Source organism: Hydrogenophaga pseudoflava NBRC 102511 (assembly GCF_001592285.1).
Taxonomy (GTDB): Bacteria; Pseudomonadota; Gammaproteobacteria; order Burkholderiales; family Burkholderiaceae_C; genus Hydrogenophaga; species Hydrogenophaga pseudoflava.
This window is the reverse complement of record NZ_BCWQ01000007.1, coordinates 60,287-71,566: the sequence shown is the minus strand read 5'-3', so window position 1 is coordinate 71,566 and position 11,280 is coordinate 60,287. Positions and strand designations below refer to the sequence as shown.

Below are 11,280 nucleotides of genomic sequence, written 5' to 3'. Positions count from 1 at the left end.
GGATCAGGCGCGGCGGCGCACCGCTTCGATCTGCCGCTCGTGCTGAGACTTGCGGTCTGTCCGGGCCTCCCCGAGCTCCATCAGGCCGCTCAGGCCCATCACCTCGGACTCCTTGAAGCCGGTGCTGGGATAGACCAGGGTGTCGAACTCCGAGAATTTCGACTCCAATTGCTGGCGGACGCTTTCGCCGTTGTTGCTTTCGCCGTCCTGGGCCTTGGGCCGGGGCAGGGCGGCCAGATCGAGCTGGCGGCGGAAGTCGTTGGGCGTGGGCATGCGGTGGATGCTGTTCTTGAGGAACAGGAAGCGCACGCCGGCGGTCTTGAGGATGCGGTTCTTGATCTTGACCTGGTGGGCCTTGGCCTTGGCGTCGCTGAGGTGGTATTGCTCGACATCGAACGCGAACACCGCGCGCCCGTCGGCGTCGCAGACCACAAAGTCGACCTTCTGGGTCTTCAGCCGTTCCTTGGCGCGCTGAATGTCGGCCGAGCGCCGCACCGACAGCATGTTCTGGAGCGGGACATTGGGCAGCACCACCTGGTCGGGGAAGGTGTCGCGCAGGTAGTCCAGCATGGCCACCTGTTCGGGCGTCAGGATGCGCTCGGGGGTGTAGCGGTCCTCGCGCCCGGAGACCTTGCGGAAGTAGCGGCGATAGACCCAGACACCCCCCGCCACCAGGGCGATGGCGACCAAGAACGCGGTCCACAACGGAAACATGCAACCTCCTGACTGTTGGCAAATGGCAACTTTTTGGTGCAGGGATTCTAGGTGGGGTGTTACGTGGTCTGGGCGCAAATAACCCCTTGTTACTAATCGGCCGGACTGGGCTGGAGGCCGCCGGACAGCGGGATCCTGGGATCGAACTTGGCGCGCTTCACACTGAAAAAGGCCTTGACGTTGCGCACGTTGGCGCTGGAGGTGAACAGCCGCTGTGCCAGCGCGAGGTAGGCGGGCATGTCACGGGTGTGCACCACCAGCATGAAATCGGGGCCCGGGCTGACCCGGTAGCACTGTTGCACGGCGGGGTCGGGCAGCACATGGGCCTCGAAGGCGTCCAGGTGTTCGGCGCCCTGGCGTTCCAGTGTCACCTCCACCAGCGTGGTCAGTCCATGGCCGATCAGCGGGGCCAGGCGGTCGGGGTGCAGCAGCGCCACCTCGCGTTCGATCACGCCGGTTTCCCGCAGGCGCTTGATGCGCCGCAGGCTGGTGGGCGGAGACACGTGGGCCAGGGCGGCCAGGGCCTGGTTGTGTCGGCTGGCGTCGGTCTGCAGCAGCTCCAGCAGCCTCAGATCGGTGGCATCAAGGAATTCAGATTCCATAAATGTGTAGTATGTGAAATAAAAACAAAAGCACAGCAAATAAAGAAATTATCAAACGCTGGATGGCATATATGTGAATGCCTATTTCTTTTTGCCGTGCCTACCATGCCCCCATACCAACCAATGGAGTGAACCAATATGTGCGGCATCGTGGCAGGGGTTTCGGGGCGTGATGTGGTGCCCGTTCTGGTCCAGGGCTTGCAGCGGCTGGAGTACCGCGGCTACGACTCCTGTGGCGTGGCGGTGCACAGCGAGGGGCTGCGCCGGGCGCGCAGCACGGCCCGGGTGGCCGAACTGGTCGAGCAGGTGAAGGCCGAGCACATCGCCAGCGGCACCGGCATTGCGCACACGCGCTGGGCCACGCACGGCGCGCCGGCGGTGCACAACGCCCACCCCCATTTCAGTCACGGCCCGGCGCACACCAGTGCCAGCGGTGCGGCCGGCCGCGTCGCCCTGGTGCACAACGGCATCATCGAAAACCACGACGAGTTGCGTGCCGCCCTGCAGGCCAAGGGCTATGTGTTCGAGAGCCAGACCGACACCGAGGTCATCGCGCACCTGATCGATTCGCTCTACGAAGGCGACGTGTTCGCGGCGCTGCAGGCGGCGGTGGCGCAACTGCACGGCGCCTACGCGCTGGCGGTGTTCCACAAGGACGAGCCGCACCGCGTGGTGGGCGCGCGCGCCGGCTCCCCCCTGATCCTGGGTGTGGGCGAGGGCGGCAGGGAGCATTTCCTGGCCAGCGACGCCATGGCCCTGGCCGGCGTGACCGACCAGATCGTCTACCTGGAAGAGGGCGACCTGGTGGACCTGCAGCTGGGCCGCTACTGGGTGACCGACGGCCAGGGGCGCAGCTTCGACGCCGCGCAGCGCCCGGTGAAGACGGTGCAGGCACACAGCGGAGCCGCCGAGCTCGGCCCCTATCGGCACTACATGCAGAAGGAGATCTTCGAGCAGCCGCGTGCGATTGGCGACACGCTCGAAGGCGTGAACGGTGTCACCCCCGAGCTGTTCGGCGACGGCGCCTACAGCATCTTCAAGCAGATCGACCGCGTGCTGATCCTGGCCTGCGGCACCAGCTACTACAGCGGCTGCGCGGCCAAGTACTGGCTGGAGGAGATCGCGCAGATCCCCACCCAGGTGGAGGTGGCCAGCGAGTACCGCTACCGCACCAGCGTGCCCGACCCGAAGACGCTGGTGGTCACCATCAGCCAGAGCGGCGAGACCGCCGACACCCTGGCCGCGCTGCGCCATGCGCAGGGCCTGGGCATGGCGCACACGCTGACCATCTGCAACGTCGCCACCAGCGCCATGGTGCGCGAGTGCCGCCTGGCCTACATCACCCGCGCCGGGGTGGAGATCGGCGTGGCCTCGACCAAAGCCTTCACCACCCAGCTGGCCGGCCTGTTCCTGCTGACGCTGGCGCTGGCCCAGGTGCGCGGGCGCCTGTCGGACGAGCAGGAGGCGGCGCACCTCAAGGCCATGCGCCACCTGCCGGTGGCCCTGCAGGCGGTGCTGGCGCTCGAGCCCCAGGTCATCAGCTGGGCCGAGGACTTCGCGCGCATGGACAACGCGCTGTTCCTGGGCCGGGGCCTGCACTACCCGATCGCGCTCGAAGGCGCGCTCAAGCTCAAGGAAATCAGCTACATCCACGCCGAGGCCTACCCGGCCGGCGAGCTCAAGCACGGCCCGCTGGCCCTGGTGACCAGCGCCATGCCGGTGGTCACCGTGGCGCCGAACGACGCGCTGCTGGAGAAACTCAAGAGCAACATGCAGGAGGTGCGGGCCCGCGGCGGCGTGCTCTACGTGCTGGCCGATGCCGACACCCGCATCGGCAGCGGGGAAGGCATCCACGTCATCCGCATGCCCGAACACTACGGCGCGCTCTCACCCATCCTGCATGTGGTGCCGCTGCAACTGCTGGCCTACCACACGGCGCTGGCCCGGGGCACCGACGTCGACAAGCCACGCAACCTCGCCAAGAGCGTGACGGTGGAGTGAGGCTTTCTTGGGGAACCGGCGGGTTTCGTTGACCACGCTTGGTTCCGGCCTGTCAGCTTCGGTGACAGAATGTTCCACACCAGAAGCCAGCGGCCCATTGCATGCCACAGGAACCACAGACAGGCGCAGACAGCGAAACCGGGAGGACCCTGAGCCGCAGGGCCCTGCTGACCTGTCTGGCTTTGGGTGCGGCGGCGCTGACCGCCTGCCAGCCGCCGCCCCAGGCGCCACTGAAACTGGGCTTGAACCCCTGGGTCGGCTACGACCCGATGGTGCTGGCGCGCGACAGGGGCCTGATGGACGCGACGCAGGTCAAGGTGGTGGAACTGGCCTCCAGCTCGGAGACCCAGCGCCATCTGCGCAACGGCTTGCTCGACGGCGCCGCACTGACCCTGGACGAGACCCTGCGTCTGGCCGACGAGGGCGTCGACCTGCGCATCGTGCTCCTGCTGTCGACCTCGGCCGGTGCCGATGTGGTGATGGCGCGTCCGGACATCCGCAGCCCGGCCGGGCTGCGTGGCCGCTCGATTGCCGTCGAGCGGACCACGGTGGGCGCCCTGATGCTGCAGCGCCTGCTGCAGGTCGGTGGCCTGCAGCCGCACGAGGTGCAGGTTCGCAACCTGGAGGCCTCGCAGCACCTGGCCGCGCTGCGCAACGGGCTGGTCGATGCGGCGGTGACGTACGAGCCCCTGGCCGGGACCTTGCAGGCCGAAGGACTGCGGCCGGTGTTCGACAGCCGCCAGATGCCGGGCGACATCGTGGACGTGCTGGTGGTCCGGGCAGAGACGCTGTCGCGGCGCCAGCCGCAGGTCGAGGCGGCCGTGCTCGGCTGGCGCCGCGGGCTCAGTGCCCTGGAGAGCGATCCGCAGGCGAGTGCCGAGCTGCTGGCGGTGGGTGTCGACCTCACGCCCGCCGACTACCTCACCACGCTGAAGGGGCTGAAGTTCTATACCGATCAGGAGGGCCAGGCGCTCATGTCGGGCCGGCCGCGCGCACTGGGGCGGCAGTCGGAAAGTCTGGCCATCACCCTGGGCCTGATGGGCCTGATCAGGACACCGCCAGACTGGGCGCGGCTGCTGGACGAGGGCTGGGCCGACCGCCTGCAGGCCCTGGAAAGTGCACAGCCGTGATGCCGGCGCTGCGCCATGGTCTGCTGGGCATGTCCGGCCGCCGGCTGGTGCCCCTGCTGATCTTTCTGGTGGCCCTGCTGGCGATCGGCATCCGGTACCAGCACCAGATGGGGCGCATGACGGCCGAAGTGGAAGCGATCGAAGCCCAGCGGCTGCGGGACCGCCTGGGCATTGACCAGAACCGTCTCGACGTGCGCATGGGCATGTCCGACCCGCTGATGCTGCGCCGGATCGTGGGCGCACTGGGCCTGCACGATGGCATGGACCACGCCTATCTCGTCAGTCCCCAGAACGTGGTGCTGGCCTCGCTGTCGCGGGCCGACATCGGGCGGACGCTGGACGAGGCGCTCGCGCAGGTCGACGAGCGCGAGCGCCTGCGGGCGCTTTTCAACGGGCCGGTGCGCACCGGGATCGACATCTCGGTGGTTCGGGAGGCCTCGTTGCTGACCGGCTGGGTGACTTTGCTGGACGGACACCGTCTGGGAGTGCTCGTGGACATCTCCGTCCCTCTGGCGCAGCGCCGGCAGCAGGCGCAGCGGGAACTGGCCGTCGAGGCGTTGGCCGCGCTGGGTGTGGCGACCCTGCTGGCGCTGCTGCTGCACCTGATCTGGTTCCGGCGGGCCCAGAAGCTGGTCACGGCCCTGGAACACATGGGCGCAGGCGACCTCTCGGCGCGCGCGGGGCTGACCGGGGAGGATGAACTTGCGCTGATCGGACGCGCCACCGACCACATGGCCGGCCAGCTGGAGACCGACCGGGCCGTGGCCTTGCACCTGAGCGAGCTGGTCAACCGTTCGCCGCTGGTGGTGATCGAGTGGCGTCTGGCGCCTGGCTGGCCCGTGCACTATGTCAACGACAACATCCGCCAGTGGGGCTACGACCCGCACGCGCTGGTGGCGGGGGGCGTGCCGTTTGTCTCGCTGCTGCACCCGGACGACGCCGGGTGGGTCGGGGCCGAGGTGGACCGCTTCCTGGAGCACGGGCCGGACGAGTACCACCAGGAATACCGGATCCTCCGGGCCGACGGTGCCACCGCCTGGGTGCACGACCACACCCGCCACGAGCGCAACGAACTCGGCCAGGTGGTGCGGATCAGCGGCATCCTGCTGGACATCAGCGCACAGAAGGAGGCCCAGCAGGCCCAGCGGGAGCAGGCCGAGTTGCTGCGCATGTTCTACGAGCTGCCTTTCCTGGGCATGGCGATCTCGTCGCCGACCGACAAGCGCTGGCTGCAGGTCAACGACCAGCTGTGCGAGATCCTCGGCTACCCGCGCGAGGAGCTCCTGCGCAAGAACTGGGCCGAGATGACGCCGCCGGGCGACCTGGAGCGCAACGTGGCGCTGTTCGACGAGCTGATCGCCGGGCAGCGCAGCGGCTACCGCATGTCCAAGCGCTTCGTGCGCAAGGACGGGCGCATGGTGCACGCCGAAATTGACGTGCGCGCGGTCCGTGACGAGCGCGGACAGGTCCGGCAGCTGTTCGCCACCATCCAGGACGTCACCGAACGCCATCGGTACGAGCAGACGCTGCAGCAGATGCAGGACCAGATGCTCAAGGCACAGCGCATCGGCAACATGGGAAGCTGGACCATGGACCTGCGCAGGCGCACCTTCGTGGCGTCGCCGCAGGCGCTGGTGATCTATGGCACCGATCCGGCACATCCGGAAATGACGCTGGAGGAAGCCGATGCCCTGGTGGTGCCGGAAGACCGGGCGCTGGTGCGGGAGGCCGTCCGGCGCGGTGCCAGCACCGGTGAGCCCAGCGACCTGCGCTGCCGCGTCCTGAACCCGGTGCGCGGTGTGCGCCACCTGCATGTGCGGGCCGAGTTCGAACCCGAGGACGGGCAGTTCGTGCGCTGCGTCGGCATGGTGGTCGACGAGACCGACCTGGTCGAGGCGCAGCGTGACCGGGACCGCCTGGTCTCGGTGCTGGAGGCGACCCCGGACATCGTGAGCATGGCCAATCCTCGGGGGGAGGTGTTCTATTACAACCGCGCCGGTTACGAGGTGCTCGGGTTGCCTGAGGACGCACCGCTGGCAGACGCGATCGGTCGCGTGCACCCCGAATGGGCGGTGCGGATCGTGAAGGAGCAGGGCATACCGGTGGCGATCGCACAGGGCCGCTGGCTGGGAGAGACGGCGGTGTACGGCGCGGATGGCCGCGAGATCCCGATGTCGCAGATGATTCTCTCGCACCACGGAGCCGACGGGCAGCTGATGTACCTGTCGACCATCCTGCGCGACATCTCCGAGCGCAAGGTGGCCGAGGCCGCGCTGCGCGAGCAGGGCCGGGTGCTGGCCGAGGCGCAGGAACTCTCGCGCATGGGCAACTGGCGCATCGACCTGCCGTCGCGTCAGGTGTCCTGGTCGAGAGGCCTGTTTCCGCTGCTGGGCTTTGACCCGGACGCCGACCAGGCCTCGATGGAGAACTTCATGGCCAGCATGCACCCGGACGACCGTCCGCGAATGCAGCAGACCATGCGGGAGCACCTCGCTGGCAAGGACGGCGACACCCGTGTGGTCGACCACCGCGTGGTGACGCCGGCAGGGGTCCGGTACCTGGAGACACGGGCGCGCCTGTCCTGCGACGGTCAGGGGAAGCCGATGCGCCTGTTCGGCACCACGATGGACGTCACCGAGCGGGTGCTGGCTTCGCAAGTGGTGACCGACCTCAAGGACATGCTGGAGCAGGCCGAAACGGTGTCGCTGCTGGGCAGCTGGGCCGGCGATGCGGAAACGCAGCGGCTCAATGTCTCGGCCCAGCTGTTCCGCAACCTGGGGCTGGAGCCGGCGGCCCGGCCGCCGACGGATGCGCAGTACCTGGACCGCATCCACCCCGACGACCGTCCCATGGTGATGGACGACATGCGGACCATCCGCGCCGGTGGCCCGCCCAAGGACTTTGTGTTCCGCACCAACCCCGCCCACGGCCCTGTGCGCTGGATGCGCCGGACCGCGCGCCGCATCGACCGGAGCGCCGAGAAGCTGCAGCCGCGGTACATCGGCACCTTGCTGGACATCACCGAGTCGGTGCATGCCGAGGAGCAGCTGCGGCACATCAACCAGGCGCTGGAGCAGCGGGTGGCCGAACGCACCGCGCAGCTGAGCCAGGCGAACCAGGAGCTGGAGGCGTTTTCCTACACCGTGTCGCACGACCTCAAGGCGCCGCTGCGCGGCATCGACGGCTACAGCCAGCTGCTGGTGGAAGAGTACGGGGACAAGCTCGACGAAGAGGGCCGGCACTTCGTGCGCCGCATCCGCCACGGGGTGCAGCAGATGGGCGCATTGATTTCTGACCTGCTGGAGTACTCGCGCATGGAACGGCGCGACATGGCCGCCGGGCCGGTGGCGATCCGGCCGCTGGTCGAATCGATCCTGGAGAGTTTCCACGCCGACATCGAGCGCCAGGGCGCACAGGTGTGGACCGGGCTGGAGGACTTCACGCTGGCACTGGACCGCGAGGGCATTTCGGTGGTGCTGCGCAACCTGATCGGCAACGCGCTGAAGTTCAGCCGGGACAGCAGCCCGCCCGTGGTCGAGATCGGCAGCTGCCTGAAAAACGGGTGCCGTGTCCTCTGGGTGCGTGACAACGGGGTGGGTTTTGACATGAAATACCACGATCGCATGTTCGGCATCTTCCAGCGCCTGCACCGGGCGGAAGAGTTTCCGGGCACCGGCGTCGGTCTGGCGCTGGTGGCCAAGGCTGTGCAGCGCATGGGCGGACGTGTGTGGGCCGAGAGTGCCCCGGGCGCCGGCGCCACCTTCTATCTGGAGTTCCCGCTATGAACACTGCCCTGCAGCCGCCCCCGATCCTGCTGGTCGAGGACAACCCGATGGACCTGGACCTGACGCTCCGGGCATTCACGAAGAAGCGGCTCACCAACCATGTGCAGGTGGCGCGCGACGGCGAGGAGGCGCTGGCTTTCATGGCGCGCTGGGACGCGGGAGAACAGCTGCCGGCGGTGATCCTGCTGGACATCAACCTGCCCAAGATCAACGGGCTGGAGGTGCTGCGCCAGCTCAAGGCGCACGAGCGCTTCCGACGCATCCCGGTGGTGATCCTCACCTCCTCGCGCGAAGACCGCGACCTCACCGCCGCCTACGACCTGGGCGTGAACTCCTACATCGAGAAGCCGGTGAGCTTCAGCAAGTTCATGGAAGTGGCCGAGCAGATCGAACTCTACTGGTGCGTGCTCAACGAGCGGCCCGGCCGGGCCTGATCAGAGGTCCAGCACCAGACGCGCGCTGCTGGCGCGCGAGCAGCACGGCAGGAACTGGTTGTTCGCCGCGCGCTCCTCGGGCGTGAGGTACTGGTCGCGGTGGTCCGGCACGCCGCTTTTCACCCCCGTCAGGCAGGTGCCGCAGACGCCCTGCTCGCAGGACATCGGAATGTCCAGACCGGCCGCCAGCAGCGCGGCCAGCGCGGTCTGGTCGGCCGCCACCGGGATCACGCGGCCGCTGCTCGCCAGCTCCAGCTCGAAGCCGCCGTCGCCCGCCGTGCCGGTGGGCGCGGCCGCGAAGTACTCGCGGTGCAGGCGGGCCTCGTCCCAGCCCTGGGCGCGGCCTTCGGCCAGCACCGCCTCCATGAAGCCGGTGGGGCCGCAGACGTAGAGATGGCTGCCGGCCGGCGCGCTGCGCAGCGTGGCGGCGAGGTCCAGCTTCTGCATCGCCGGACCGTCGTCGAAGTGGTGGTGCACTCGGTCCGCGTAGGGGGCGCTCGCCAGCTGCGCCACGAAGGGTGTGCGCTCGCGCGAGCGCGTGGCGTGGTGCAGCGTGAAGCCGCCGCCTTGTGCTGCCAGCTGCTCGGCCATGGCCAGCAGCGGCGTGATGCCGATGCCGCCGGCCAGCAGCAGGTGGTGCGGCGCCGAAGGGGCAAGTTCGAACAGGTTGCGCGGCGTGCCGATGTCCAGCACCGTGCCCACCTGCAGCTGGTCGTGCACCGTGGCCGAGCCGCCGCGCGAGCCGGCGTCGCGCAGCACGGCGATGCGGTAGCGGTGGGTTTCGCCGGGCGTGTTGCACAGCGAGTACTGGCGCACCAGGCCGCCGGGCAGGTGCACATCGATGTGGGCCCCGGCGCTGAAGGCGGGCAGGGCGCTGCCGTCCACCGGCACCAGGTCGAGGCTGCAGATGTCCAGCGCCTCGTCCTGGCGGGCCGCCACGCGCACACGGATCAGGGCGGCGGTCATGAAGCACCCCGTTCTGCGGCGATCACGCGCTCGATCACCTTGCGCGACTGCACGCCGCCGGTGTCGATGTTGAGCTTGAGCAGGGCGCGGTCCGGGAAGGCGCTGAGGTTCTTCTGCTGGCGCTCCAGCATCTCCAGGTCCTCCGAGAAGATCTTGCCCTGGCCCTCGCGGATCTGCGCGGTCAGCGCCTTGTCGCCCGGGTTGAACTTGCGCGCCATGCCCCAGAAGTAGTGCATCGAGGTGTTGGTCTCGGGCGTGATGAAGTCGATCACCTGGCTGTAGACCTTGTGTTCGGCCGGCGCGTCGTAGCCGCCGTGGCCGGCGTGGGCCACACCCACCTCGATGATCACGTGGCTGGGCGGCGTGAAGCGGCAGATCTGCCAGCGGTCCACCGGCACGTCGTCGGCCAGGCCCTTGGCGCGCAGTGCGGCCTTCCAGAACGGCGGCGCAGGGATGTCGCTCATGAAGCGGCTGGTCACCACCTCGTCGCCATTGACCGTGGTCTTGCAGGGCGTCTCGTCGATCTCCGGCTGGCCGATGCTGGTGGCGTGCACGTAGGTCTCGTGCGTCAGGTCCATCAGGTTGTCGATCATCAGCCGGTAGTCGGCCTTGACGTGGTAGAGCCCGCCGCCGTAGGCCCACTCGGGGTTGTCGTGCCATTCCATGTGCGGGATCAGCGCCGGGTCGGCCTTGTCCTTCTCGCCCGGCCAGACCCAGACGAAGCCGTAGCGCTCTTCCACCGGGAAGCTGCGGATGGCCGGAAAGCCGCCCACGCGCTGGCCCGGCATGGCGATGGTCTTGCCGTCGCAGCCCATCTCCAGCCCGTGGTAGCCGCAGACCAGTTTTCCTTCGCACACGTAACCCAGCGACAGCGGTGCGCCGCGGTGCGGGCAGAAGTCCTCCACCGCCGCCACCTTGCCCTCGTGGGCCCGGTAGAACACGATGGCCTGGTTGCAGATGGTGCGGCCCAGGGGCTTTTCGTCGATCTCGTCGGCCGAGCAGGCCACGTACCAGGTGTTGACGGGGAACATGCAGGTCTCCTTCGTGGGTGGTTTCTTCATTCAGTATGCTGAATGAAGTGCATTGTACGAACAGGGCGCGAGGAAAAAAAGACCCCGCAAGTCCGGGTTAACCCTGATCGGAAGGGGCGGCAGACTGTTCGTTGAGGTGCACGAACTTGCGCAGCAGGCGCAGGAACTCGTCCCGTTCGTGGGGCTCCAGCGGCTCCAGCAGGCGCGAGTACATCGGGTGCACGCGCGGCAGCATGTCGGCCAGCACCGACTCGCCGTCGGCGGTCAGGCGCAGGGCGCGCTGGCGCCTTGGCAGCAGTTCGCGCACGATCCAGCCCTTGGCATCGAGCCGGGTGGCGATGTCGGCGGTGGTCGAGGTGTCCAGTGCCACCCGGTCGGCCAGCGTCACCTGGTCGATGCCGGGCTCGGCCTTGAGCGCGCGCAGCACGGCGTACTGCACCGGCGTGACCTGCCGGCCGTGGGTTTCGTGAAAGGTCGACACCGCGAGCTGGTGCGCGCGGCGGATCAGGTGGCCGGGTTCGGCCTGCAGCGTCAGGTTGGTCGGCGGGTCCGTGTTCACGTGAGGCTCGGCGGCTGTTGGATGCCGGGATCTTAAGCCGCACCTGCGGCAAGGTGCA

At 68.3% G+C, this 11,280-nt stretch carries 9 protein-coding genes; 4 read left to right on the top strand and 5 right to left on the bottom strand.

The window, feature by feature from the left end:
• Positions 1-3: 3 nt before the first annotated feature.
• Together HPS01S_RS10235 and HPS01S_RS10230 are read right to left on the bottom strand one after the other, a co-directional pair.
• The gene (locus HPS01S_RS10235; RefSeq protein ID WP_066154980.1) at positions 4-714 is read right to left on the bottom strand and encodes a DUF2726 domain-containing protein; all 711 of its coding nucleotides are present in this window, start codon (positions 712-714) and stop codon (positions 4-6) included.
• Between the two features lie 92 nt (positions 715-806).
• Positions 807-1,316, bottom strand: a complete 510-nt coding sequence (locus tag HPS01S_RS10230) for an Lrp/AsnC family transcriptional regulator (RefSeq protein WP_066154977.1) — start codon at positions 1,314-1,316, stop codon at positions 807-809.
• 138 nt (positions 1,317-1,454) lie between these two features.
• Between HPS01S_RS10230 and glmS the strand changes: the two genes are divergently transcribed.
• The 4 genes from glmS (at position 1,455) to HPS01S_RS10210 (ending at position 8,666) form a co-directional block, all read left to right on the top strand.
• Positions 1,455-3,317: a glutamine--fructose-6-phosphate transaminase (isomerizing) gene (glmS, locus tag HPS01S_RS10225; RefSeq protein ID WP_066154974.1), complete on the top strand. Its 1,863-nt coding sequence runs from the start codon at positions 1,455-1,457 to the stop codon at positions 3,315-3,317.
• A 101-nt stretch (positions 3,318-3,418) separates the two neighbouring features.
• Entirely contained in the window at positions 3,419-4,447 is a 1,029-nt protein-coding gene (locus tag HPS01S_RS10220; protein ID WP_084397251.1) for an ABC transporter substrate-binding protein, read from the top strand.
• On the top strand, positions 4,447-8,232 hold the full coding sequence (locus HPS01S_RS10215; RefSeq protein WP_066154971.1) for a PAS domain-containing protein: 3,786 nt from the start codon (positions 4,447-4,449) through the stop codon (positions 8,230-8,232). Before HPS01S_RS10220 ends, HPS01S_RS10215 begins: the two co-directional genes overlap by 1 nt.
• On the top strand, positions 8,229-8,666 hold the full coding sequence (locus tag HPS01S_RS10210) for a response regulator (protein ID WP_066154968.1): 438 nt from the start codon (positions 8,229-8,231) through the stop codon (positions 8,664-8,666). Before HPS01S_RS10215 ends, HPS01S_RS10210 begins: the two co-directional genes overlap by 4 nt.
• Here HPS01S_RS10210 and HPS01S_RS10205 read toward each other — a convergent pair whose 3' ends face one another.
• The 3 genes from HPS01S_RS10205 to HPS01S_RS10195 all read right to left on the bottom strand — a co-directional run bounded on the left by HPS01S_RS10205 (position 8,667) and on the right by HPS01S_RS10195 (position 11,222).
• Positions 8,667-9,632, bottom strand: a complete 966-nt coding sequence (locus HPS01S_RS10205; protein WP_066154966.1) for a PDR/VanB family oxidoreductase — start codon at positions 9,630-9,632, stop codon at positions 8,667-8,669. It abuts the gene before it with no gap.
• Entirely contained in the window at positions 9,629-10,663 is a 1,035-nt protein-coding gene (locus tag HPS01S_RS10200) for a Rieske 2Fe-2S domain-containing protein (protein WP_157576224.1), read from the bottom strand. The genes HPS01S_RS10205 and HPS01S_RS10200 overlap by 4 nt, the downstream gene beginning before the upstream one ends.
• A gap of 97 nt (positions 10,664-10,760) precedes the next feature.
• The gene (locus HPS01S_RS10195; protein WP_066154958.1) at positions 10,761-11,222 is read right to left on the bottom strand and encodes a MarR family winged helix-turn-helix transcriptional regulator; all 462 of its coding nucleotides are present in this window, start codon (positions 11,220-11,222) and stop codon (positions 10,761-10,763) included.
• Between the last annotated feature and the right edge of the window lie 58 nt (positions 11,223-11,280).